Source organism: Streptomyces showdoensis, assembly GCF_039535475.1.
Taxonomy (GTDB): Bacteria; Actinomycetota; Actinomycetes; order Streptomycetales; family Streptomycetaceae; genus Streptomyces; species Streptomyces showdoensis.
The window spans coordinates 81,896-104,070 of the sequence record NZ_BAAAXG010000006.1 but is presented as its reverse complement, the minus strand read 5'-3'; the positions used below and the strand labels follow the sequence as shown (position 1 = coordinate 104,070).

Here is a 22,175-nt window from a genome sequence, read left to right as displayed (position 1 = left end):
GGGTTCGTGCAGGGCGCGGCGCCGGACGTGCGGGCCGCCTCAGAGCAGGTCACGACGGTCGTCGTCGGTGACCGTGGGCGCCACCGGCGGGACCACCATCCGGCGGCGGCGCAGGACGCTGGTGTAGACGGCGGTCCCGAGCAGGCCGACGCCCATGAGGATCAGGCCGACCAGATCGAGGTCGACCCCTTGGATCTCCCAGTCGGTCGCGAACGTGAGGATCGCGCCGACGGCGATCATGATGATGAACAGTCCCAGACCCATGGTTGGTTGCTCCTCCCCTGCGGGTTGGACAGCGTCCGCGTACCCGGGTCCGCGGGGATCATTCCGCCGTACCCGGAGACGGTCGCAACGGACCGGTCCGGGGCCGCACGACCGGGGCGATCCGTCGGGAGCGTGGCGGCGAGCCTCGCCGCCTTCCCGGCCCACTTCGACCGGCCGCGCCGCTCCCGTACGGGAACGACCTTCCTGCGCACGGCTCCTGACGGATCGTCGACAGAGGGGACGTGTGAGACGGCCGCCCGGGGCAACACGATGTGTCAGGACACGGACATCGGAGGAGAACCCATGACCGCACTGCTGGACCGCATCAAGCGATTCGCCCGCAGCCCCCGGGGCCGTGACGCGGCGGCGTCGCTTCGCCGCGCCGCGAACGACCCGCGCAGGCGCGCCCAGGCACGCCGCCTGTTCGGCAGGCTGCGCCACCGCTGACGCCCGACCCGCTCCACAGGCGTACGCCGGCGCCCCGCGCGGTGCATCGCGGGGACGTGTCGCATTCCGTCCCCGCCGGGCCGGGCGGCGGCGCGCGCCCGGCCCGGCGGCGGGATCAGTCGCCCGGTGACCAGCAGGCGATCACCCTTCCGCTGCCGGGGGACAGCGACTCCCAGCCCCCGGGCAGCTCGATCAGCACCACGCCCGAGGTCGGGAAGCCCGCCCTCACCCGCTCCAGCAGCTCAGCGGGGCCGCTCCCGCACAGGCCGGCGGCCAGCTCGCGGATCCCCGGGTTGTGGCCGACGAGGCCCACGGTGCGAAGGCCGGGGCTCCGCTCGGCCAGGACGGAGACCAGCGTGCCGGGCGGCGCCCTGTAGAGGCGCTCGTCGTGGACGACGGGCGGCGGGTCCTCCAGCGCGGAGGCGGCGAGCCGCCAGGTCTGGCGGGTCCTGCGCGACGGGGAGCAGAGCACGAAGTCGGGTTCGAGACCGGAGCCCGCGAGCCGGCGGCCGGTCCGGGGCGCGTCGCCCCTGCCCCGCTCGCTCAGCTCGCGGTCGAAGTCGTCGATCCGCCGGTCCTTGCGCACGGCCTTCGCGTGGCGCACCAACAGCAGCCGGACCCCGGCCGCGCCGTCCCCTGCCGGTGGCGCCCGCCTGCATCCGGGCTCCGGGCCCATGACGTCTCCTTCCGCGCGTACGGCTCCGGGTCGTTCCGGACGATGCGTCTACCCCGTCTCCGTGATCGCACGCACGCACGCACGCACGCGCGCACGCACGAGCGGGCGGGCGGGCGGGCGAAGGCGAAAGCCCGGACGGGAGGCCGTCCAGCCCGCCCGGAGCGATGTTCCTCACAACCATCGGACGGCGGCGCAGGTGTAGGGTCGTCGACGCCCTTGACCTGCACAAAGCAGGCAGGGAGCTGTCTTCGAGGAGTCCCAAGTGCTGCGTACTCTGTTCAAGTCCAAGATCCACCGCGCCACCGTCACCCAGGCCGACCTGCACTACGTGGGGTCCGTCACCGTCGACGCCGAGCTGATGGAGGCCGCCGACCTCCTCCCCGGCGAGCTGGTCCACATCGTCGACATCGACAACGGGGCCCGCCTGGAGACCTATGTCATCGAGGGCGAGCGAGGCTCCGGCGTGATCGGGATCAACGGGGCCGCGGCCCACCTCGTGCACCCCGGGGACCTGGTCATCCTCATCAGCTACGCCCAGGTGGAGGACGCCGAGGCGCGCACGTTCGTGCCGCGCGTCGTGCACGTGGACGCCGGGAACCGCATCGTGGAGCTGGGACAGGACGCCTCCGCGCCGGTCCCGGGCAGCGACACGGTGCGGGCGCCGCACGCGGTGCCCGCGCAGGTCTGAGCCCCCGGGCGGCCGGAGGGCCGGAGCCGACGGGCCCGACGAGTCTGGAGGACCGCAGCATGGCCGAGCCGACCATCCGCGACGACCGGGAGAAGGGGCGCCTGGAGGCCTTCGACGACGGCGACTACGCCGGCGTCGTCGTCTACTTCGTCCTGGACGCCCCGCCGCACGCCCTCGTCGCGGTGCACACCGTGGTCGAGGCGACCCACGAGGGGCAGGGCGTCGCCGGGGCGCTGGTCCGGGAGTTCTACCGGACCGCCGCCGCCGAGGGCGTCCCCGTCGTCCCGCTCTGCCCGTACGCGGCGGCCTGGGCCGCACGGCACCCCGAGGAGGCCCCGGTGGCCCCGGAGGAGGTCGTCCGGGCGGCCAAGGCCCAGCTGAAGGCCTCGCCGGACCTCTGGTGACCCGGCCGGCCGCCGGGCGCCGACCCGAATGAACGGGCTCCGCGCGCGGGGGCGGACGGACCGGGGCAACCTGGATCCGACCCTGCCCCCGCGCACCGGAGCCCGCCGTGACCCAGCCCCCGTACCCCGAGCCCCCCTCGCCCGTCCCGCCGCCGGTGCCTCCGCCGGTGCCCTCGCCCGTACCGCCGCCGAACCCGGTGCCGGAACCCCAGCCGACCCCGGTGCCCGTCCCCGAGCCGGAGCCCCAGCCGCAGCCGGGTCCCGCCGGCCGCTGACGGGGAGGTGACGGAGCGGGGCGGGGATTGTGCCAGGGGCCTTGTCACGTACGGTTGCCCGCCCTTACCGTGGGCGACTGCCGATGCGTTCAAGGGGGGCCCATGGCCGTACGCGGGAGACACCGCCGCCACCAGCCGAGCCTGATCAACCGTGCCTCGCTCACGGTCACCGCGGGCGGCGCCGGGATGGCCCTGCCGCTGATCGGCGCGGGCACGGCACAGGCGGCCTCGCTCGACGTCTGGGAGAAGCTCGCCGCCTGCGAGTCCTCCTCCAACTGGCAGATCAACACCGGCAACGGCTACTTCGGCGGGCTCCAGTTCAGCCAGTCGACCTGGGAGCGGTACGGCGGCACGCACTACGCGCCGCGCGCCGACCTGGCCTCCCGGGACCAGCAGATCGCCGTCGCCGAACGCGTGCTCAAGGGGCAGGGACCGGGCGCCTGGCCGGCCTGCGCGCCCCGGGCCGGGCTGGAACGCGGCGGCGAGGCTTCGGGTACGGCGACCCAGACGCAGCGCACCCGGCCGCTGGCGGACGCCGCGACGGCCTCCTCCGCCACGAAGGCCGCGTTACCCGGTCAGCGGAAGAAGCCCGCGGGCACCAGCCCGACCGCCGTGCCGAGCGTGCGCGAGATGTACACCGTCGCGCCCGGCGACTCGCTCTCCGCCATCGCCCGTGACGAGCACGTCCGGGGCGGCTGGCAGCGCCTCTACGAGACGAACCGGAAGGTCGTCGGCGACGACCCCGACCTGATCCACCCCGGCCAGCGGCTCACGCTGCGGATGGCCGCCCCCAAGGCGCCCGAGAAGGCCGATCCGAAGCCCACGCGGCCGGCGGAGCCCCCGGCCCCGAAGCCCCCGGCGACGAAGGCCCCGGCGACGAAGGCCCCGGCGACGAAGGCCCCGGCCACCAAGCCCGCCACCAAGCCGGTCGCCAGGCCCGCGGCGAAACCCGTCACCAGGCCCGTCACCACCCCCGCGGCCAGGCCCCCGGCCGCCCGGCCGGTCCACAAGCCCGCGCCCAGGCCGGTCACGAAGCCCGCCCACAAGCCCGCGGTCCGGCCCGCCGCCCCCGAAGCCGACCGCTTCACCTCGCCCGTCTCCGACACCGACATCGGCACCCGCTACCGCAAGGAGGGCTCCTCCTGGGCCAGCGGCTACCACACGGGCGTCGACTTCCCGGTCCCCACCGGCACCTCCGTGCGGGCCGTGGCCGCCGGGAAGGTCGTCTCCGCCGGCTGGGCCGGCTCGTACGGCTACCAGGTCGTCATCCGCCACGAGGACGGCCGCTACAGCCAGTACGCGCACCTGTCCGCGCTGAACGTCCGCGACGGGCAGCGGGTCAACACCGGACAGCGCATCGCCCGCTCAGGGTCGACCGGCAACAGTTCGGGACCGCACCTGCACTTCGAGATGCGCACGGGTCCCGGGTACGGCTCCGACATCGACCCCTTGGCCTACCTCCGCGCCCGGGGCGTGTCGATCTGACCCGGCTGACCCGGCTGATCGGGCGGACCCTGCTGACCCGACTGACTCGACTGAACCGGCTGATCGGGCTGATCGCGCCCCGCCGGACCGCGCCCGGTCCGATGACACCCCCGGCGCGTCCTCGGCCCGGCCCAGCCGGTCGAGGGTGAGCTGGACCAGGCCGCCCGCCGCCACCGCGCCGCAGATCAGCGCGGCCACGCCGCCGGCCGTGCCGTAACGGAAGGATTCGCCGAACAGCGTCAGGCCCACCGTCGCCGCGATCACCGGGTTGACCACGGTGACCGTGGCGAGCGGGGCCGCGAGGCCCGCGCCCCGGTAGGAGGCCTGGGACAGCAGCAGTCCGGTCACCGCGAGCGCCGAGAGGGTCAGCAGGCTGGTCCACTCGGCGAGCGGCGCGCTCGGCGTCCACTCCTCGGCGACCGTCTTCGTGAACACCGAGGCGATGCCGAAGGACACCCCGGCCGCGGCGGCCAGGATCACGCTGCGCAGCACCGAGCGGCCCACCAGGCGGGCGGCGAGGAACAGCAGGGCCACCACGCCGAAGGCCGCCACGGTGAGCAGCCGGCGCTCGCCGGCGGAGAGGGTCTGCGCCCCGGAGCCGCCGGTCAGACTGAGCAGCCCGGCCAGGCCCACGGTCGCCATCAGGGCGCCCCGCCAGGCCGTCCGGCCCGCCCTGCGGCCCACGAAGAGCGCCGCCATCGGCAGCGCGAACACGATCGTCAGCGCGCCCAGCGGCTGGACCAGGCTGAGCGGCCCGTAGGCCAGCGCGGCCACGTGGAGGGCCGCGCCGAGGCCGTTGAGCAGGACCGAGCCCCACCACGCGGGGGTGCGCAGCGGGGCGTAGCGCGGTCCGGTGGCGGAGGCCGCGACGCGCTCCTGCACGATCGCCGCGGCCGCGTAGGCGACCGCCGAGACCAGGGAGAGGAGCACGGACAGCAGGAGGGGGCTCATACCTTCCACGATCTCTCTCCGGAGCGCTCCCGTCCTCGTACCTGGGGACGCGATCGGAGGTACCGCAGATGGAGTACGAACTCCCCCCGTACACCCTGGGATGTACGCCCGCGCAGGTCAGGCCGGGTGGAACGCGACCTTTCCGGTGCCCGGGCCGAGGCGGGCAGCGCCGATCCGGGCCCCCGCGGACAGCGGAACCCGAGCCAGTCGGAGCCCGGTCCGGTCCACATTGGCCCGCCCGGGCCGGACCTGATCGATTCGGGGCGGGGAGGTCCGGAGCGGGCGGCGGGTACGGGAGGATGCGGGCGTGGATCTCGACGACAGCGCACAGGTGGGCGGCTTCTTCGCGCTGCGCACCACCCCGCCCGGCCCCGGCGCGGCACACCTCCCGCTCTCCCGTCTGTACGCGGGGGAGGACGGCCCGCTCGCCGCGCGGGTGGACCGCGTCACCGCCCGGCTCGGCGCCCCCGAGCGCCGGGTCGGTGCCTCGATCGCGCACCTCGGCCTCGCCGCCCGTCTGTGGTCCACCGCCCTGGGCCCCGCCGCCCTGCACGGCCGCTTCCCCGAGCTGACGCCCGCCACCCTGCACTGGGACGGCGCCCTCACCTCGCCCGACGACCTGTGGTGGTCCGGCGGCAGCACCCTCCCCGCCGGCGTCGAGGAGCTGCGGGCCGCCGTCCACGAGGCCCACCTGGTCCCGCTGCACGCGGCCTTCGCCCGCGACGGGCGGATCTCCGAGCGCCTGCTGTGGGGCAACGCGGGCTCCGCGCTCGCCGGGGCGCTGCGCGAGCTCGTCCGCTGGGCCCGCGCCCACGGCCGCCCGGACGCCGCCGACCGGGCCGCCGTCCTCGTCCGGGGCCTCTTCGACCACCCCGACCTGGACCGTACGGTCCGGGGCCCCGCCCTGCGCCGCACCAGCTGCTGCCTCTACTACCGCTGCCCCTCCGGCGGCCTCTGCGGCGACTGTGTGTTCGACCACCCGCCCCGAACGGGTTTGGAGGCGCGGCCCCCGGCTCCGTAAAGTTGCGTCTTTGGGAGTACTGACGGCAGTACTCGCGGAGTACCCACGGCGCGAGCGATCGAGGAACGACGAAGGCCATGACGGTGACTGAAGAGACCCAGGACTACGGGCCGGGCATCGACCCCGAGCGCCTGGCCGTCTGCCTGAGCGTGCTCGACGAGCTGGACAAGATCGAGGTCGACCACCCGGACGCCATCGCGGTCCGCCGGGCGACCGCCGGCATCTACCGGACCGTGAAGCAGCGCCGCCGCCAGGAGCGCCGCGCCGCCAAGACCGCCCACGACAAGGCGGTCACCGAGGCCACGGCCACCGGTTCCGCCCAGCGCATCGACGACGAGACCGAGGGCATCCTGCCCTCCTCGGTGACCGAGGCCGGCCAGATCGCCGGGATACTCCAGCGCCCGCGCTCCTGCTACACCTGCAAGACGCGCTACGTCGAGGTCGACTACTTCTACCACCAGCTCTGCCAGGAGTGTGCCGCCCTCAACCGGGCCCGCCGCGACGCCCGCGCCGACCTCACCGGCAAGCGCGCGCTGCTCACCGGAGGCCGCGCCAAGATCGGCATGTACATCGCGCTGCGGCTGCTGCGCGACGGCGCCCACACCACCGTCACCACCCGCTTCCCCAAGGACGCCATCCGCCGCTTCAAGGCGATGGAGGACTCGGCGGACTGGATGCACCGCCTGGAGGTCGTCGGCATCGACCTGCGCGACCCCGCCCAGGCCGTGGCCCTGGCCGACCAGGTCGCCGAGGCCGGCCCGCTCGACATCCTGGTCAACAACGCGACGCAGACCGTGCGCCGCCTGGCCTCCGCCTACGCGGCCCTGGTCGAGGGCGAGAACGCCCCGCTGCCCGCCGGCGAGCTGCCCGCCCACCACGTGATCGGCGCCTTCGGCTCCGGCGCGGTCGGCGAGCTCGGCTCCGGCGCCGCGCTCCCCGCGGGCGTCAGCGGGCTCGACGCCCAGCAGGTCGCCGACCTCGCTCTGGTCGCGGGCAACGCCAGCGTCGCCCGGCACCTCGACGGCACCGCCATCGACGCGGGCGGCCTGGTGCCGGACGTCGTCGAGTCCAACACCTGGGTCCAGTCCATCGAGCAGATCTCGCCGGTGGAGCTCCTGGAGACCCAGCTGTGCAACTACACGGCGCCGTTCATCCTCATCAGCAAGCTGCGCGGGGTGATGGCCGAGGCCGCGGCCAAGGCGTCCAGCGGCCGCTCGTACGTCGTCAACGTCTCCGCCATGGAGGGCGTCTTCAGCCGCGGCTACAAGGGCGCCGGCCACCCGAACACCAACGCGGCGAAGGCCGCGATGAACATGGTGACGCGGACCAGCGCCCAGGAGATGTTCGAGACCGACCGCATCCTGATGACCTCGGTCGACACCGGCTGGATCACCGACGAGCGTCCCCACTTCGACAAGCTGCGGCTCGCCGAGGCCGGCTTCCACGCCCCGCTCGACCTGGTCGACGGCGCGGCCCGGGTCTACGACCCGATCGTGCGCGGCGAGCTGGGCGAGGACCTGTACGGGGTGTTCATGAAGGATTACGCGCCCGGTAACTGGTAGTCCATCCGCTTCTGCCCCAAAAGGCGTCACCCGTTCGCGTCACACTTTGGCGCCCCATAGAGCGCTGGCTCGCTCATCTGGTTAGTCTGATGTCCACGGTCGGCCACCGGGGTTTCACCGAACCCTCACGGCCGGCCTGGGGACAGGCCTGACACCAAGGCCGCGGTCCCGCCCGAACAACGGCGCCACCGCGACCGACGGTCCTTGTCCCCCTTGGTACGCGACACAAAGGAGTGCGCGGTGACACCGGAATTGACCCAGCAGGAGCAGCGCCCGGAGGAACCCACCGAGCGCAAGCGCCGGTCCGGCGAGCTCGGCAGCCTCGAGGTGTGGGCCCGTTCGGCCCCGATCCGCCTCGCCGGCTACGAGGACGACCTCGCCGAGCCCCACATCCTGCCCGGCATCGACTGAGTCGTACTGTCGCTTCGCCCCGTGCCCCCGGCCGCCCCGCGCGACCGGGGGCACGGGTGTGCCCGGCCTCAGCGGCGCCACGCCGTCTCCCGCAGCCGGACCGGTGGCAGGTACTCCCGCAGCAGCCTGCGGTGCCACCACGCCCCGGTCGTCCGCAGCTCGCGCCAGGTCGTGTAGCGGTAGCGGTAGAGCCGGGCCCGCACGTGGGTGGGCGGCGCGTCGGGGAAGGGGTTGTGGCGCAGCAGCCGCAGGGTGTCGCGGTCCCCGGCCAGCAGCCGCTCGACGAAGGGTCCGAACCAGTCGCGGGCGTAGCCCGGCGACAGCGCCGCGAACCACATCAGCCAGTCGAGCCGCAGGTGGTACGGGGCGAACGGGCGCGGCATCCGGTGCGGATCCCCGGGCTTGCCCTTGAAGCCGTACTCCTTCCACACCGTGCCCGGGTGCGGCCGCGGGTCGTCGGTGCCCTCGACGACGATCTCGTCCCGGATCCGGCCCACCGTGCCGAAGGCCCCGTACGTGTTGACCAGGTGGAAGGCGTCGAAGGAGCGGTTCATCGCCTGTCGCCGGGAGAGCAGGTTGCGCACCGGGTGCCGGCTGAGCACCAGCACCAGGGCGGTGGCGGCGCAGACCACGACCACGTACCAGAGCGGGGCCTCGGGCTGAGGGTGGGCGCCCGTGACGAGCGAGCCGTCCATCGCGGAGAGGGCGAGGACGATGGTCAGCCAGTTCAGCCAGGCGAAGTTGCCGGAGAGCACCAGCCACAGCTGGGTCGCCACCATCAGCCCCGCCGCGACCGTGGCGACCGGCTGCGGGGTGAAGAGGAGCACCGGGACGCCGAGCTGGACCACGTGGTTGGCCGCGCACTCGACCTTGTGCAGGGGTCTCGGCAGGTGGTGGAAGAACCAGCTCAGCGGTCCGGGCATCGGCTGGGTCTCGTGGTGGTGGTAGAGGCAGGTGAGGTCGCGCCAGCAGCGGTCGCCGCGGATCTTGATGAGCCCGGCGCCGAACTCGACCCGGAAGAGCAGCCAGCGCAGCAGGAAGAGCACCGGCACGGGCGGCCCGGTGTCGTCGTTGCCGAGCAGGACCGCGAGGAAGCCCGTCTCCAGGAGCAGCGACTCCCAGCCGAAGGAGTACCAGGTCTGCCCGACGTTCACGATCGACAGGTACAGCCCCCACAGCAGCAGCCACAGCAGCATCGACACGGGCAGCGGCACCGCGTCGCCCGCGCCCGCGGCCATCGCGAGGGCCAGGCCCGCCCCGCCCCAGGCGACCGCGGCGAACAGGCGGTCGGAGTAGCGCCACTGGAAGAGGCTGGGCGCGGCGCGCGCCGGCACCCGGCGCACGTACTCCGGCACCGGGAGCATCCCGTGCTCGCCGATGAGGGCGCGGAACTGGAGGGCCGCGGAGAGGAACGCGACGAGGTACAGCCCGGCGAGCCCCCGCTGGAAGACGATCCGGCTCAGCCAGTAGTCGGGTGCGGTGAACCACTCCATCGTGTCGGGCGGGTGCGGCCCGCCGGGTGCGTCCGGAGCGCCGGGCGGCGGACGCGCCGGGGGTCAGCGCTTCTCGTCCTCGTCCGCCGTGCGCTCGCCCTCCGCCTGGGAGGGGGTGGTGCGGGTGGTCATCGGATGCATCTGTTCCTTCTGCATCGGATCCATGTCCTCTTCGAGGCGCTCACCCTCCGCCTGCGAGGGGCTGGTGTACTCGTCGTACTGGCTCATGGCCGCCTCCTCACGCTACAGAAGGAGCGTAACCCCGTGGGCGCCGCCATGAGCCGTCGAGCGCCGCCGGGCCGTCACGCGCCCCCGGCGAGCGTGCGCAGCGTGCGGCCGAGGCGGCGGGCGTAGGCCAGCTGGAGCGCGCGGACGACGGGCCCGCCGAGCCGGGCGTACCAGGCGGCGGCGCGGCTGAAGGCGGTCACGGTGAACCAGACCGAGCCGTCCTCGCGCAGGTCGACCACGAAGGACTCCTCGCCGCACTCGGGGTGCCCGGCCAGGGTCCCGTACGCGAAGCCGGTCTCGGTCTCCGTGTACGCGGTCCAGATCACCTGGCAGGGGGCGGTGAAGCGGACCGGGCCGAGGCCCATGGAGACCTCCACGGTCACGCCGGGTTCGGCGCGGACGGCCTCGCTGGTCACCCGGGCGCCGGACGCGCGGTGCATCCGCCAGGTGGTGACGGCCGCGCCCGCGGTCTCGAAGGCCGCCCGGCCGTGGCCGACCCGGACGCTGTGGTGCAGGTGGTGGTACGCGGCGGGCAGCGGCCGGACGCGGGTGGCGCCGACCTCGGGGTAGTTCGGACCGCTCCGGGGCGCGGCGGCGGGGTGGGCCGGGGGCTCGTCGGAGAGGCTGCGGATGAGTCGGGTCATGCCGGGAGCTCCGTTCGGTGCGTGACGGTACGGGCAGAGGGGTGCGCGGCGGCGCGCTGTGCCGCGGGCCGGGGCCGGGGCCGCTGTGCCGCGGCCGCGAGGTGGTCGGGCCGCCGGCCCGGGAGCGCGCGCAGGCGGCGCCAGGCGAGCAGCGAGCAGAGGGCGAACCCGAGCGCGTTGCCGAGGCCGTGTGTCGCGGCCATCCAGGCCAGGCCGGGGTGCGGCAGCCCGGTGGCCTCGCCGAGCGCCCAGCTGAGCGCCAGCAGCATGGTGGCGACCAGGACGGTGGCGGAGACCCCGAGCAGGGCCCGGGTGGTCCGGTCCGGGGCCGTGGTGCGCGGCTCGCGCCAGGTCAGCAGGGCGACGGCCCACATGCCCGCGGTGAGGACGACGGCGCCGGCCAGTTCGGCCCAGTCGTCGACGAAGTAGCCGAGCAGCACCAGCAGGGTGCCGAGCGGGACGCTGAGCGCGGCGAAGCGGGCCGTGCGTCCGCCGGTCGCCCGGCAGACGAGTCCGGCGACCAGGGCGGCGGTGAAGCCGGCGAAGTGGAAGTGCGGGACGGTCAGCGCGAGGATGCCGAGCTCGAAGCCGAACAGCTCGTGCCCGCCCCGCTCGGCGACCAGGGCGAGGCCCGCGACCGAGGGCGTCACCAGGGCGGTGAGCACGGCGACCTCGGCGGGGGCGAGGGACCGGGTGGCCGCGAGCCGGGCCGGGGCGTGCAGGGCGAGCGCCAGGGTGGCGAGCGCGTAGACGCAGGCCAGGGCGGCGGCGAGCGGGGAGCGGGGGAGCCAGAGGGCGACCGCCCCGGGCGCGGCGAGCAGCGGCCAGGCCCGGCGGAGGAGACGCAGGCCGGGCGGCCGGGGACCACGGGTCCTGCCGGTCCCGGCGCTCTCGGCGGCGCCGTCGGTGCCGTCGGTGTCGCTGGTGTCGCTGGTGTCGCTGGTGTCGGCGATGAGCCCGAGGCCCATCGGGACGATCACCAGCATCCCGAGCGTCACGATCAGTGCCACGAGCACGGACATGACACTCACCCCCTGTTGAACGTGTTCAACCATCTCGGGATGAGCGTAGGGCTTTGCCTGAACACGTTCAAGGGCGGGGTGGGTGACGGCCGCCTCGCCGGATGGGCGTACCCGGATTGCGGGCCCCCCGGCCCTTTGGCAGACATGAAGCAACGACTCGGGGGCGAAAGGCGGGAGACCAGGTGCGCACACCCGGACGATGGCCCACCCGGCCCGGCGCCGTGGCGGCGGCCGCGCTGGCCGCGGCCCTGCTGATGGCGGGCTGCTCCTCGAAGGGCCCGGGGGAGGCCGCGACGGAACAGGCCCCCGCCGCCCCGGCCCGGGAGGTGCTGCTCCAGGCGGCCGGCGCCCAGAGCCCCGACGCCTTCACCCCCTCCACCGCGCAGGAGGGCGCCCCCGCACGGTCCGGCACGGCACCCGACGGCGTCGTCGGCACCCCCGTGCCCGCCGCCCGCGAAGTAGGCGGCGCGACCCCCGGCCTCTACGCCGGCACCCGATCCGTCGCCAGCTGCGACGTCGCCCGGCAGGTCGCCCTGCTCACCGCGGAACCGGCCAGGGCCCGCTCCTTCGCCGAGGCCGCCGGCATCCCCGAGTCCGAGGTGGCGGGCTGGCTGCGCGGGCTCACCCCCGTGATGCTGCGCGCCGACACCCGCGTCACCGACCACGGCTACCGCGACGGCCGGGCCACCGCCTTCCAGTCCGTCCTCCAGGGCGGCACGGCCGTCCTCGTCGACCGCTACGGCACCCCGCGCGTCCGCTGCGCCTGCGGCAGCCCGCTGCGCTCGCCGTCCGCAGGTCCGGGAGCCGTGCACGCCGGCGAGCCCTGGCCCGGCTACGCGCCGGACCGCGTCGTCGCCGTCACGCCGACCAGCACCGTCGTCACGAGCCTCGTGATCGCGAGCCTCGCCGACAACACCTGGATCGAGCGGACGGCCGGAAGCGACGGCGAAGGGGACCGCAGGCCCGGCGTCCTGCCGCCGTGCGACCCCGCCTCCTGCGACCCGGCAACCGCCCCCGCCGCGCCGCTGCCGGACGGCCGGGCGCCGCAGTCGCCCGCCCAGCCCCAGGCCCCCGCGACCCCGCGGTCACCCGACCGCGGGACGCGCCCCGCCGAACCGCTCCCCGACGCCCCCTCGCCCGACGCCCCCGCACAGGACACCCCCTCGCCCGATGCCCCGGACGTGCCGACCCCCGACCTCCCGATGCCCGATGCGCCCCATGACCTGCCTCCCGAGTACCCCTCCGCCGAGCCGCCCCCCTCGTTCGAGGAGCTGTTCCCGAACGACCCGGCGGCCCAGCAGCCCGAGACCTTCGAGGGCTGACGGCCGCGGAACCGGCCCCCTGGCCGATCTCGATCCGAACCCATTTCCGATCTTCGCCGTGCGCGCGGGCGGGGCTGCGCCTAGCGTGGCCCCATGAACGCGGGCAACGGGGGCGGGGAGGCGGCCGAGCAGTGCCGCTGCGAGGCGGGCTCGGCGGGGCCGACCTGCTGTTTTCTGCATGAGTTCGGCCAGGAATTCCGGATGGGCAGCTTCGACTGGGACCTGCTCACCGGCCGGATGACCATGGACGAGGGCGCCCTGAACGTCTTCGACATGGACGCCGACGCGTACGACGGCGACCCCGCGAGCCTCGGCTCGCGGGTCCTGCCCGACGAGGGCCGCCGCCTCGACACCCTGGTGGCCCAGGCCCTCAAGGACGGCAGCGACCACTACGGCGCCTACTTCCGCATCCGCACCCGCTCCGGCACCCAGCGCTGGACCCACACCCAGGGCCTGGTCCGGCGCGACGCCGGCGGGCGCCCGGTCCGCATCGTCGGCATCGTCCGGGACGCCTCCGAGGAGCTCACCGAGTCCGCCGCGCGGCTGGGCCTCGACGAGGGGCGGCGGCAGCGCACCAGCGTCGTCGAGGGCACCACGGCGGCCCTCGCCCACGCCCGCACCGTGCAGGACATCATCGACCTGCTCAACGACTCCCAGGGCCTCGAACACTTCGGCGCGGCCAGCCTCGTCATGGGCCTCCTGGAGGCCGGACGCATCCACCTCGTGGCCGAAGGGCCCGACGGTGCCTTCGTGCCCGGCACCCGGTTCACCCGGGTGGACGAGCCGTACCCGATGGGCGAGGTCATCCGCACGCTGCGCCCCCGCTTCATCGAGTCCCCGGAGGACTTCGCCGCCTCCTTCCCGGTCCTCTGGCCGCACATCAGCGGCCTCGGCATCACCTCCGCCGCCTACCTCCCGCTCATCGCGCAGGCCCGCCCCATCGGCGCCCTCGGACTGCTCTACAGCGGCGACCGCACCGGCTTCAGCGCCGACGAGCGCAACCTGCTGGTCGCCCTCGGCAGCTCCATCGCCCAGAGCCTCCAGCGCGCCATGCTCTACGAGCAGGAGCACGACCTCGCGGAAGGCCTCCAGCAGGCCATGCTGCCCCGCCGCATCCTCGACGTCCCCGGCACGCAGATAGCGGTCCGCTACCGCTCCGCCCGGCTCGGCCGGGACATCGGCGGCGACTGGTACGACATCATCCCGCTGCCCGGCGGCCGCGTCGGCGCCGTCATCGGCGACGTCCAGGGCCACGACACCCACGCCGCCGCGGTCATGGGACAGCTGCGGATCGTGCTGCGCGCGTACGCCGCCGAAGGGCACACCCCCGCCACCGTGATGGCCCGCGCCTCCGTCTTCCTGCACGAGCTCGACACCGAACGCTTCGCCACCTGCACCTACGCCGAGGCCGACCCGGCCACCGGCCTGGTCCAGATCGTCCGCGCCGGCCATGTCGACCCGCTCGTCCAGGACCCCGACGGCACCGCCCGCCGCCTCCCCGTGGACGGCGGCCTCCCGCTCGGCCTCTCCGCCGAGTTCGCCCGGCTCGACTACCCCGTGACCACCGTCGAGCTCGACCCCGGCCAGACCCTGCTGCTCTACACCGACGGCCTGGTCGAGAAGCCCGGCGCGGACCTCGACGAGGGGCTCCAGTGGCTCTCCTCGCTCGTCAAGCGAGGCCCCCGGGACCTCCAGGAACTCGCCGACCACCTCTGCGACGTGGTCGAGGAACGCGGCGGCGAGGACGACGTGGCGATCCTGCTGCTGCGCCGCGAGGGCGCCCACCCGCCCCAGTCCGGCGGCCGCCTCCAGCAGCACGTCGGCCAGAACGACCCCGAGGCGCTCAGCTCCGCCCGGCACATGATCCGGGCGGCGGTACGGGCCTGGGGCGCGGGCGGCCGCTCCGACGAGATCGAGCTGGTCGCCGACGAACTCACCACCAACGCCCTGATGCACACCGACGGCGGCGCCATCGTGACCCTGCGGATGCTGCCCGGCCCCGAGCGGCGCCTGCGCGTCGAGGTCGAGGACCGCTCCAGCGCCCTGCCCCGCCGCCGGGAGGCGGGGGAGTCGGGCGTCTCGGGACGCGGACTGCTCCTCGTGGACCGGCTCTCCGACCTGTGGGGCGTGGAGCCGCGCGGCGGCGGCAAGTGCGTGTGGTGCGAGTTCGTCACGGAGCAGCCTGCGGACCGAGCCGGAACGGACTGAGCCGGGCCGGACTGAGCCGGGCCGGACTGAGCCGGGCTGGACTGAGCCGGGCCGGACGGAGCCGGGCCGGACGGAGCCGGGACGGACCGGGGCGCGGGGCCGCGCCCCGGCGGGCGTCCGGCGCCCCCGTGCGGCAGGGTGGGAGCATGCCCGAACTGCCCGAGGTCGAAGCCCTCCGCGCCTTCCTGGACGAACACCTCGTGGGCAAGGAGATCGCCCGCGTGCTGCCCGTCGCGATCAGCGTCCTCAAGACCTACGACCCGCCGCTCGGCGCCCTCGACGGGGCGCGGGTCACCGGAGTCGCCCGGCACGGCAAGTTCCTCGACATCGCCACCGAGGGCGAGGCCGGCCGCCTCCACCTGCTCGTCCACCTCGCCCGGGCCGGCTGGCTCCAGTGGAAGGACGTGCTGCCCGACGGGCCGCCCCGCCCGGGCAAGGGCCCGCTGGCCCTGCGTACCGCGCTCACCGGGGGCGACGGCTTCGACCTCACCGAGGCGGGCACCACCAAGCGCCTCGCCGTCCACCTGGTCCGCGACCCCGCCGAGGTGCCCGGCGTCGCCCGGCTCGGACCCGACCCGCTCGCCCCGGACTTCGACCTCGCCGCGTTCACCGCGCTGCTCGCCGGCGAACGGCGCCAGATCAAGGGCGCGCTGCGCGACCAGAGCCTCATCGCGGGCATCGGCAACGCGTACAGCGACGAGATCCTGCACGTCGCCCGGATGTCCCCGTTCAAGCCCACCCGGAACCTCACGCCCGTGGAGACCGCCGCTCTCCACACGGCGATGCGCGAGACCCTCGCCGAAGCCGTCGAGCGCTCCCGGGGACTCGCCGCGGGCAAGCTCAAGGCGGAGAAGAAGAGCGGCCTGCGCGTCCACGGCCGCACCGGCGAACCCTGCCCCGTCTGCGGGGACACCATCCGCGAGGTCTCCTTCAGCGACAGCTCCCTGCAGTACTGCCCCACCTGCCAGACCGGCGGGAAGCCCCTCGCCGACCGCCGCATGTCGAAACTCCTCAAGTAGCCGCCCGCGAGGAGTGTCTAGACTCCCCGCATGCTGCGCGTACTGGCCGTCGACGACGAGGCGCCGGCCCTCGGAGAGCTCCTCTACCTGCTGCGGGCCGACCCGCGGGTGCGCAGCGCGGAGGGCGCGGGCGACGCGACCGAGGCGCTGCGCCGGCTCGGCCGCGCCCTGGAGCCGGGACCGGGCACCGGCGAGGAGGGCGCCGCCGACGCCACCGGCCCCGACGGCGCCAACAGCCCCAACAGCGCCAACAGCGCCAACAGCGCCATCGATGTGCTGTTCCTCGACATCCACATGCCCGGACTCGGCGGCCTCGACCTGGCCCGGCTGCTCGGCCGCTTCGCCCGGCCGCCGCTCATCGTCTTCGTCACCGCCCACGAGGGCTTCGCCGTCCAGGCCTTCGACCTGGAGGCCGTCGACTACGTGCTCAAGCCCGTGCGCCGCGAACGCCTCGCCGAGGCCGTCCGCCGCGTCCACGACCTGGTGCACGCCACCGCCCCGGTGTCCGCCCCCGAGCAGATCGCCGTCGAACTCGGCGGCGTCACCCGCTTCGTGCCCGTCGACGCCATCGCCTACGTGGAGGCGCACGGCGACTACGCCCGGCTGCACACCGACCACGGCAGCCACCTCGTCCGCATCCCGCTGTCCGCCCTGGAGGAGCGGTGGGCCGCCCGCGGCTTCGTCCGCATCCACCGCAGCCACCTCGTCGCCCTCGCCCGCATCGACGAACTCCGCCTCGACGGCGGCGCGACCTCCGTGAGGGTCGGCGACACCGAACTCGCCGTCTCCCGCCGCCACGCCCGCCACCTGCGCGACCTCCTCATGCGCCGCGCCCCGTAGGACCTGACAGGCCCTCCTCCCGCCCCCTACCGGGCCCCGACCCCTTCTGCCTACACTCCACGGGCCCAGCAGACCGTGAGAGAGCGGACGGCGATGTCCGAGCACCACCCTCCCCCCGGCGAGGCCCGGCGGGACGCCCCCCGGCCCCGGCGCGAGACCGTCACCCACGCCTCGGCCCACGGCGGCGCCGTGCCCCGCCCGCGGCCCCAGCACCCGCCCGCCCGCTCCGAGATCAGCGAGCAGACCACCCTCGGGCACACCTACGTCCGCTCCCTGATGCGCAGCCAGCTGCGCACCGCGCTCACCGCCCTGGCCGCGCTCGTCCTCCTCGTCGGCCCGCTGCCGCTGCTGCTCGCCCTCCCCGCCCCCGAAGCCGCCGTCTGGGCCGTGCTCGGCGTCGGCGTCCACCCCGTCATCTGGGCCGTGGCCCACTGGTACGTGCGCCGCGCCGAACGCAACGAACGCGACTTCACCGGCCTCGTCGAGCGGTGAACCCCGCCCCGTGAACCACACCTACGCGATCGCCGCCGTCACCGCCGTCGTCCTCGCCACCGTCCTCATCGGCGCCCTCGGCCTGCGCATCTCCCGCACCACCTCCGACTTCTACGTGGCCTCCCGCACCGTCGGCCCCCGCCTCAACGCGGCCGCCATCAGCGGCGAGTACCTCTCCGCCGCCTCCTTCCTCGGCATCGCCGGACTCGTCCTCGTCCAGGGCCCCGACATGCTCTGGTACCCGGTCGGCTACACCGCCGGCTACCTCGTCCTGCTGCTCCTCGTCGCCGCCCCACTGCGCCGTTCCGGGGCGTACACCCTCTCCGACTTCGCCGAGGCCCGGCTCGAGTCCCCCCAGCTCCGGCGGCTCGCCAGCCTCTTCGTCGTCGGCGTCTGCTGGCTCTACCTGCTGCCCCAGCTCCAGGGCGCGGGCCTCACCCTGGAGATCCTCACCGGTGCCCCCGACTGGGTCGGCGGCCTGCTCGTCGCGCTCGTCGTCACCGGCATCGTCGCCGCCGGCGGCATGCGCAGCATCACCTTCGTCCAGGCCTTCCAGTACTGGCTCAAGCTCACCGCCCTGCTCGTCCCGGTGCTCTTCCTCGCCGCCGCCTGGCACGGGGACGGCGCCCCGCGCGCCCGCTTCGACGCCCCCGCCGTCCTCCACGGGACCACCGCGGTCCGGCTCGCCGAGACCGTACGGATCGAGGTCGACGCCCCGCTGACGCTCACCGTCACCGGCCGCGTCGACTCCCGCGCGTACGACGGCGACGGCGTCACCCTCGCCCCGGGCACCCACCGGGTGGAGGCGGGCACCGCGCTCGCCTTCCCCGAGGGCGCGCCCGTCCCGCGCCGGACCGGGACGGAAACCGATCCTCCCCCGGCCTTCGGCCGGGGGGACCCCCCACTCGCTTCGCCCGGCTGGTCCCAGCCCCTGGCCGGCGGCCGCGACGGGCAGCAGCTGTACGCCACCTACGGTCTGATCCTCGCGACCTTCCTCGGCACCATGGGCCTGCCCCACGTCGCCGTCCGCTTCTACACCAGCCCGCACGGCCGCGCCGCCCGCCGCACCACCCTCGTGGTCCTCGTCCTGGTCGGCGTCTTCTACCTGCTGCCGCCGCTGTACGGGGCGCTCGGCCGGATCTACGCCCCCGAACTCGCCCTGACCGGCGCCGCCGACGCCGCCGTGCTCGTGCTGCCCGAACGGATGCTCGGCGGGGCCCTCGGCGACCTGCTGGGCGCGCTCCTCGCGGGCGGCGCCTTCGCCGCCTTCCTGTCGACCGCCTCGGGACTCACCATGTCGGTGGCCGGCGTGCTCACCCAGGACGTGCTGCCCTCCCGGGGCGTACGGCACTTCCGGCTGGCGACCCTGCTGGCCACGGCCGTGCCGCTGGCCGTCGGCCTGGTCGCCTCCAAGGTGCCGGTCGCCGACGCCGTGGGCCTCGCCTTCGCCGTCTCCGCCTCCTCGTTCTGCCCGCTGCTCGTCCTCGGCATCTGGTGGCGGCGGCTCACCCCGCCCGGCGCGGCCGCCGGACTGCTCCTCGGCGGCGGCTCGGCGCTCGCCGCCGTGATGGCGACCCGGGCCGGACTGCCGCCGGCCGGCTGGCCGCACACCCTGATGGCCTGGCCCGCGGTCTGGTCGGTGCCGCTCGGCTTCCTCAGCATGGTCCTGGTGTCGCTGGCCACCCCGCGCCGGGTGCCCGCCGGGACCCCGGCGATCCTGGCCCGGCTGCACCTGCCGGAGGAGCTCAGCGGCCGTCCGGAGCCACGGGAGCCGGGCCCGGCCGGGGCTGCGCCGAAGGCGGCCGGGCGGTGAGCGGCATCGCACTGGCCGCGGCGGGCGCCGTCGGGGCCGTCCTGCTCGCCGTCGGCTTCGTCCTCGGCCGGATCACCGCCCGCCGCGGCCGGCGTTCCGCCGACCCCGGCCTCGGCACCCCCGTCGAGCGGGCCACCTTCCACACCCTGCACACCGCCTCGCTCGCCGCGCCCCCGCTGCGCGCCGGGCTCACCGAGGAGACCGCGGCCCGGGCCGCCGGACGGCTGCGCTCCCTGCTCGGCACCGAGGCGCTGTGCCTCGCCGACCGCGCGGAGGTGCTCGCCTGGGACGGGCCCGGCGGCGGACACCACCGCGAGCGGGTCGCCGAACTCGTCGCCGAGACCCTCGCCTCGGGCCGCAGCCACTCGGCGCACACGGGCTGCGCCGACGACTCCTGCCCGCTGCGCTGGGCGGTGGTCGCCCCGCTCACCGGCGAGGACGGGGTGCTCGGCGCGCTCGTGGCCTACGGCTCGCGGGAGTCGGCGGTGCTGGTGCGGGCGGCCACCGAGGTGGCCCGCTGGGTATCCGTCCAGCTCGAACTGGCCGAGCTCGACCGCTCCCGCACCCGGATCGTGGAGGCCGAGATCCGGGCCCTGCGCGCCCAGATCTCCCCGCACTTCATCTTCAACTCCCTCGCCGCCATAGCCTCGTTCGTCCGCACCGACCCCGAGCGGGCCCGCGAGCTCCTGCTGGAGTTCGCCGACTTCACCCGCTACTCCTTCCGCAGGCACGGCGAGTTCGCCCGGCTCGCCGACGAACTGCGCTCCATCGAGCAGTACTTGGCGCTCGCCGGGGCCCGCTTCGGCGAGCGGCTCACGGTCACCCTGCGGATCGCCCCCGAGGTGCTGACCGTGGCGCTGCCCTTCCTCTGCCTCCAGCCGCTGGTGGAGAACGCCGTCAAGCACGGCCTGGAGGACTCCGCCGAGGGCTGCCGGATCGTCATCGCGGCCCACGACGCGGGCGCCGAGGCGGTCGTCACCATCGAGGACGACGGCGTCGGCATGGATCCCGAGGAGCTGCGCGCGATCCTGCGCGGGGAGCGCCCCTCGGCCTCGGGGATCGGCCTGAGCAACGTCGACGAGCGGCTGCGCCAGGTGTACGGGCCGGAGCACGGCCTCGTCATCGAGACGGGCCTCGGCGCGGGGATGAAGGTGACCGTGCGCGTGCCCAAGTACCGGCCCGGGGTCCATCCCGCGGCCTGAGGGGTCCGCGCGGTCAGTGCAGGTGCAGCGCGAGATGGGCGAGGGCCACGCCCAACTGCCAGGCGGGGAGCCACACCTGACGGTCCTCGTCGATGCCGGCCGCCGGTGACGCGGGGACCGGCCCGGCCACTCCCGCGAGGTCCGCCAGGTCGGCGGCGCGCAGCTCGGTGGCGCTCAGCCGCCGCCAGGTGGCCAGGGCCAGGGCCAGATCGGGCCCGGGGTCGGTCAGGGCGGCCGGCGCGGCGAGCCGGCCCTCGACCCAGCCGGACCAGGGATGGTCGTGGGAGGTGCGCCACAGCCACTCCTCCACCCCGGGGCCGGAGAGGTGGACGGTCAGGGCCAGTGCCTGGAGTCCGGCGCGGAACTCCAGCGAACCCGGCTCGACGAGGCCGCTGGTGCGCAGCAGGTCGTCGGCGGCGTACTCGGCGCACAGCCAGTCCATGGGGACGGCGAGCCCGCCCCCGCCGGCGCCGTTCGTGCTCTCGGGCAGCAACGCTCCACCTTCTCCCGGACGTCCCTCACGAGGCCCCGACGACGAGCCTCCACCAGGAAGCACGTGCGCGGGGCGCACTTTGCTCAACTCGCCCGAGCGGTTCCGGATACGGCCCCCGCCGCATCGGTGCAGGTGGGAGCCGTGTGACTCGGGTGAGGTGCGGGGCGGGAGCGCTCGTGGAGGTCAGCCGAGGAGCGCGTACACCGCCGTCGCGTGGGCGGCCGTCTCCTCGCTCCCCTCGGCGGTCATGGTGATGTCCGCGAACGCCATCCGCCTGCCCGCCTTGGTCAGCCGCGCCCGCACGAGGACGTCGGCGCCGACCACCGCGCGCTGGAAGCTGATCGACTGCTGGACGGTGGTCATCGGTACGAAGCCGCCGCGGGCGGCGGCCACCGCGAGCACCGTCGCCGTGTCGGCCGCGGCCATCAGCGCCTGCCCCGACAGGCCGCCGCCCTCCCGGGCGAGCCGCTCGGACCAGGGGAGCCGGAGGACGGCCTCCTGACCGTCGACCGAGGCCACGGTGAGCCCCAGATCGAGCACCCAGGGGGCGAAGTTGTCGGCGAGGACCTTTTCGGCGGCGGCGAGAGTCAGCGTCACCGGATCATTGTGGGGCGGCGACGAGCGGCCGGGCAACGGGCGTGCGCCGGGGCGGTCGGTAGCCGGGCAGCCGCCGTCCCAGCAGGCGCAGCGCGTAGTGCGAGCGGGACTTGACCGTGCCGGCCGGGATGCCGAGTTCGGCGGCGGCCTCGTTGACGGTCAGGCCGTGGAAGTAGAGCCGGACGAGGACCGCGCGGTGCTCCGGGCTGAGGTCGCGCACCGCGGCCCGTACGTCGAGGGCCGCGTCGGCCGACTCGGTGGCGTCGGCCGGGTCGGCGGTGACGGCGAGCACGCCGTCGCCGATCTCGGCGGGGCGGGCGAGCCGGGAGCGGCGCGCGTCGATGGCGAGGCGCCGGGCGACCGTGAAGAGCCAGGGGCGCATCGACTCGTAGGGCGCGGCGAAGGCCTCGGGGTGCAGCCAGGCCCGCACCAGGGTCTCCTGCGCCAGGTCCTCGGCGCGCTGCCGGTCGCCGTGGGTCAGTTTGAGCAGGAAGGCGAGCAGCGCCTGTCCGTGCTCGGACTGGAGTTCCTTCAGGGTCCGCTCGTCGGTGGTTGCCGTGGTCATGGGCGGTATCCGAACGCATCCGGGCGGTCGGGGACAGGGAACGGACAGCGGTC

24 protein-coding genes are annotated in these 22,175 nt (G+C 75.0%); 14 read left to right on the top strand and 10 right to left on the bottom strand.

The features are described 5' to 3' along the window. Positions 1 to 39 precede the first annotated feature (39 nt). Positions 40 to 264: a DUF6458 family protein gene (locus ABD981_RS03685; RefSeq protein WP_046910562.1), complete on the bottom strand. Its 225-nt coding sequence runs from the start codon at positions 262 to 264 to the stop codon at positions 40 to 42. Positions 265 to 567: 303 nt separating this feature from the next. On the opposite strand from ABD981_RS03685, the gene ABD981_RS03680 reads away from it, so the two are divergent. Further along, on the top strand, positions 568 to 711 hold the full coding sequence (locus ABD981_RS03680; protein ID WP_165591001.1) for a hypothetical protein: 144 nt from the start codon (positions 568 to 570) through the stop codon (positions 709 to 711). A gap of 115 nt (positions 712 to 826) precedes the next feature. Here ABD981_RS03680 and ABD981_RS03675 read toward each other — a convergent pair whose 3' ends face one another. Beyond that, positions 827 to 1,387 carry a SixA phosphatase family protein gene (locus ABD981_RS03675; RefSeq protein WP_046910563.1) on the bottom strand — a complete coding sequence of 187 codons (561 nt, stop codon included), beginning with the start codon at positions 1,385 to 1,387 and terminating at the stop codon, positions 827 to 829. A 262-nt stretch (positions 1,388 to 1,649) separates the two neighbouring features. On the opposite strand from ABD981_RS03675, the gene panD reads away from it, so the two are divergent. The 3 genes from panD (at position 1,650) to ABD981_RS03660 (ending at position 4,239) form a co-directional block, all read left to right on the top strand. After that, positions 1,650 to 2,075, top strand: coding sequence for an aspartate 1-decarboxylase (gene panD, locus ABD981_RS03670; RefSeq protein ID WP_046910564.1), 426 nt, complete (start codon positions 1,650 to 1,652; stop codon positions 2,073 to 2,075). A 59-nt stretch (positions 2,076 to 2,134) separates the two neighbouring features. Next, complete coding sequence (locus ABD981_RS03665; protein WP_046910565.1) at positions 2,135 to 2,479, top strand: GNAT family N-acetyltransferase; 345 nt, start codon at positions 2,135 to 2,137, stop codon at positions 2,477 to 2,479. A 377-nt stretch (positions 2,480 to 2,856) separates the two neighbouring features. Beyond that, a complete protein-coding gene (locus ABD981_RS03660) occupies positions 2,857 to 4,239 on the top strand; it encodes a transglycosylase family protein (RefSeq protein ID WP_046910566.1) in 1,383 nt (460 codons plus the stop codon). Here ABD981_RS03660 and ABD981_RS03655 read toward each other — a convergent pair. Then, on the bottom strand, positions 4,120 to 5,190 hold the full coding sequence (locus ABD981_RS03655) for a DMT family transporter (RefSeq protein WP_123954969.1): 1,071 nt from the start codon (positions 5,188 to 5,190) through the stop codon (positions 4,120 to 4,122). The genes ABD981_RS03660 and ABD981_RS03655 overlap by 120 nt on opposite strands. 307 nt (positions 5,191 to 5,497) lie before the next feature. On the opposite strand from ABD981_RS03655, the gene ABD981_RS03650 reads away from it, so the two are divergent. From ABD981_RS03650 to ABD981_RS03640, 3 genes are all read left to right on the top strand, one after another. Next, entirely contained in the window at positions 5,498 to 6,211 is a 714-nt protein-coding gene (locus tag ABD981_RS03650) for a ferric iron reductase (protein WP_046910567.1), read from the top strand. A gap of 77 nt (positions 6,212 to 6,288) precedes the next feature. Next, a complete protein-coding gene (locus tag ABD981_RS03645) occupies positions 6,289 to 7,773 on the top strand; it encodes an SDR family NAD(P)-dependent oxidoreductase (protein WP_046910568.1) in 1,485 nt (494 codons plus the stop codon). Positions 7,774 to 8,013: 240 nt separating this feature from the next. Beyond that, a complete protein-coding gene (locus ABD981_RS03640) occupies positions 8,014 to 8,184 on the top strand; it encodes a hypothetical protein (protein WP_165591002.1) in 171 nt (56 codons plus the stop codon). 68 nt (positions 8,185 to 8,252) lie between these two features. On the opposite strand, the gene ABD981_RS03635 is transcribed toward ABD981_RS03640, so the two are convergent. The 4 genes from ABD981_RS03635 to ABD981_RS03620 form a co-directional block, all read right to left on the bottom strand. After that, positions 8,253 to 9,677 carry a lipase maturation factor family protein gene (locus tag ABD981_RS03635; protein ID WP_046910569.1) on the bottom strand — a complete coding sequence of 475 codons (1,425 nt, stop codon included), beginning with the start codon at positions 9,675 to 9,677 and terminating at the stop codon, positions 8,253 to 8,255. A 63-nt stretch (positions 9,678 to 9,740) separates the two neighbouring features. Continuing rightward, positions 9,741 to 9,905 (bottom strand): hypothetical protein, encoded by a 165-nt coding sequence (locus ABD981_RS03630; protein ID WP_165591003.1) that lies wholly within the window; start codon positions 9,903 to 9,905, stop codon positions 9,741 to 9,743. Between the two features lie 74 nt (positions 9,906 to 9,979). Then, a complete protein-coding gene (locus ABD981_RS03625) occupies positions 9,980 to 10,549 on the bottom strand; it encodes a DUF1990 domain-containing protein (protein WP_123954970.1) in 570 nt (189 codons plus the stop codon). Further along, complete coding sequence (locus ABD981_RS03620; protein WP_240495402.1) at positions 10,546 to 11,571, bottom strand: YndJ family protein; 1,026 nt, start codon at positions 11,569 to 11,571, stop codon at positions 10,546 to 10,548. Before ABD981_RS03620 ends, ABD981_RS03625 begins: the two co-directional genes overlap by 4 nt. 182 nt (positions 11,572 to 11,753) lie before the next feature. On the opposite strand from ABD981_RS03620, the gene ABD981_RS03615 reads away from it, so the two are divergent. The 7 genes from ABD981_RS03615 (at position 11,754) to ABD981_RS03585 (ending at position 20,467) form a co-directional block, all read left to right on the top strand. After that, positions 11,754 to 12,893, top strand: coding sequence for a DUF6777 domain-containing protein (locus tag ABD981_RS03615; protein WP_046910570.1), 1,140 nt, complete (start codon positions 11,754 to 11,756; stop codon positions 12,891 to 12,893). Positions 12,894 to 12,986: 93 nt separating this feature from the next. Then, on the top strand, positions 12,987 to 15,101 hold the full coding sequence (locus ABD981_RS03610) for a SpoIIE family protein phosphatase (RefSeq protein ID WP_123954972.1): 2,115 nt from the start codon (positions 12,987 to 12,989) through the stop codon (positions 15,099 to 15,101). Positions 15,102 to 15,247: 146 nt separating this feature from the next. Then, on the top strand, positions 15,248 to 16,120 hold the full coding sequence (locus ABD981_RS03605; protein WP_046910572.1) for an Fpg/Nei family DNA glycosylase: 873 nt from the start codon (positions 15,248 to 15,250) through the stop codon (positions 16,118 to 16,120). Between the two features lie 30 nt (positions 16,121 to 16,150). Further along, positions 16,151 to 16,960 carry a LytR/AlgR family response regulator transcription factor gene (locus ABD981_RS03600; RefSeq protein WP_046910573.1) on the top strand — a complete coding sequence of 270 codons (810 nt, stop codon included), beginning with the start codon at positions 16,151 to 16,153 and terminating at the stop codon, positions 16,958 to 16,960. 93 nt (positions 16,961 to 17,053) lie between these two features. Further along, a complete protein-coding gene (locus tag ABD981_RS03595) occupies positions 17,054 to 17,452 on the top strand; it encodes a DUF485 domain-containing protein (RefSeq protein WP_205628263.1) in 399 nt (132 codons plus the stop codon). 10 nt (positions 17,453 to 17,462) lie between these two features. After that, a complete protein-coding gene (locus tag ABD981_RS03590; protein ID WP_046910574.1) occupies positions 17,463 to 19,265 on the top strand; it encodes a sodium/solute symporter in 1,803 nt (600 codons plus the stop codon). Then, entirely contained in the window at positions 19,262 to 20,467 is a 1,206-nt protein-coding gene (locus ABD981_RS03585) for a histidine kinase (RefSeq protein ID WP_046910575.1), read from the top strand. Before ABD981_RS03590 ends, ABD981_RS03585 begins: the two co-directional genes overlap by 4 nt. Before the next feature lie 13 nt (positions 20,468 to 20,480). Here the strand turns inward: ABD981_RS03585 and ABD981_RS03580 are convergent, their stop codons facing one another. From ABD981_RS03580 to ABD981_RS03570, 3 genes are all read right to left on the bottom strand, one after another. Further along, on the bottom strand, positions 20,481 to 20,960 hold the full coding sequence (locus ABD981_RS03580) for a hypothetical protein (RefSeq protein WP_123954973.1): 480 nt from the start codon (positions 20,958 to 20,960) through the stop codon (positions 20,481 to 20,483). Between the two features lie 183 nt (positions 20,961 to 21,143). Further along, entirely contained in the window at positions 21,144 to 21,557 is a 414-nt protein-coding gene (locus ABD981_RS03575; RefSeq protein WP_046910576.1) for a PaaI family thioesterase, read from the bottom strand. A gap of 4 nt (positions 21,558 to 21,561) precedes the next feature. Beyond that, the gene (locus tag ABD981_RS03570; RefSeq protein ID WP_046910577.1) at positions 21,562 to 22,122 is read right to left on the bottom strand and encodes a sigma-70 family RNA polymerase sigma factor; all 561 of its coding nucleotides are present in this window, start codon (positions 22,120 to 22,122) and stop codon (positions 21,562 to 21,564) included. Positions 22,123 to 22,175: the final 53 nt, after the last annotated feature.

What these genes read in the sequence shown, in the direction of transcription:
- ABD981_RS03685 (WP_046910562.1), bottom strand. Translation starts at nt 264, where the DNA reads ATGGGTCTGGGACTGTTCATCATCATGATCGCCGTCGGCGCGATCCTC.
- ABD981_RS03680 (WP_165591001.1), top strand. Translation starts at nt 568, where the DNA reads ATGACCGCACTGCTGGACCGCATCAAGCGATTCGCCCGCAGCCCCCGG.
- ABD981_RS03675 (WP_046910563.1), bottom strand. Translation starts at nt 1,387, where the DNA reads ATGGGCCCGGAGCCCGGATGCAGGCGGGCGCCACCGGCAGGGGACGGC.
- ABD981_RS03665 (WP_046910565.1), top strand. Translation starts at nt 2,135, where the DNA reads ATGGCCGAGCCGACCATCCGCGACGACCGGGAGAAGGGGCGCCTGGAG.
- ABD981_RS03660 (WP_046910566.1), top strand. Translation starts at nt 2,857, where the DNA reads ATGGCCGTACGCGGGAGACACCGCCGCCACCAGCCGAGCCTGATCAAC.
- ABD981_RS03655 (WP_123954969.1), bottom strand. Translation starts at nt 5,190, where the DNA reads ATGAGCCCCCTCCTGCTGTCCGTGCTCCTCTCCCTGGTCTCGGCGGTC.
- ABD981_RS03645 (WP_046910568.1), top strand. Translation starts at nt 6,289, where the DNA reads ATGACGGTGACTGAAGAGACCCAGGACTACGGGCCGGGCATCGACCCC.
- ABD981_RS03635 (WP_046910569.1), bottom strand. Translation starts at nt 9,677, where the DNA reads ATGGAGTGGTTCACCGCACCCGACTACTGGCTGAGCCGGATCGTCTTC.
- ABD981_RS03630 (WP_165591003.1), bottom strand. Translation starts at nt 9,905, where the DNA reads ATGAGCCAGTACGACGAGTACACCAGCCCCTCGCAGGCGGAGGGTGAG.
- ABD981_RS03625 (WP_123954970.1), bottom strand. Translation starts at nt 10,549, where the DNA reads ATGACCCGACTCATCCGCAGCCTCTCCGACGAGCCCCCGGCCCACCCC.
- ABD981_RS03620 (WP_240495402.1), bottom strand. Translation starts at nt 11,571, where the DNA reads ATGTCCGTGCTCGTGGCACTGATCGTGACGCTCGGGATGCTGGTGATC.
- ABD981_RS03610 (WP_123954972.1), top strand. Translation starts at nt 12,987, where the DNA reads ATGAACGCGGGCAACGGGGGCGGGGAGGCGGCCGAGCAGTGCCGCTGC.
- ABD981_RS03605 (WP_046910572.1), top strand. Translation starts at nt 15,248, where the DNA reads ATGCCCGAACTGCCCGAGGTCGAAGCCCTCCGCGCCTTCCTGGACGAA.
- ABD981_RS03600 (WP_046910573.1), top strand. Translation starts at nt 16,151, where the DNA reads ATGCTGCGCGTACTGGCCGTCGACGACGAGGCGCCGGCCCTCGGAGAG.
- ABD981_RS03595 (WP_205628263.1), top strand. Translation starts at nt 17,054, where the DNA reads ATGTCCGAGCACCACCCTCCCCCCGGCGAGGCCCGGCGGGACGCCCCC.
- ABD981_RS03570 (WP_046910577.1), bottom strand. Translation starts at nt 22,122, where the DNA reads ATGACCACGGCAACCACCGACGAGCGGACCCTGAAGGAACTCCAGTCC.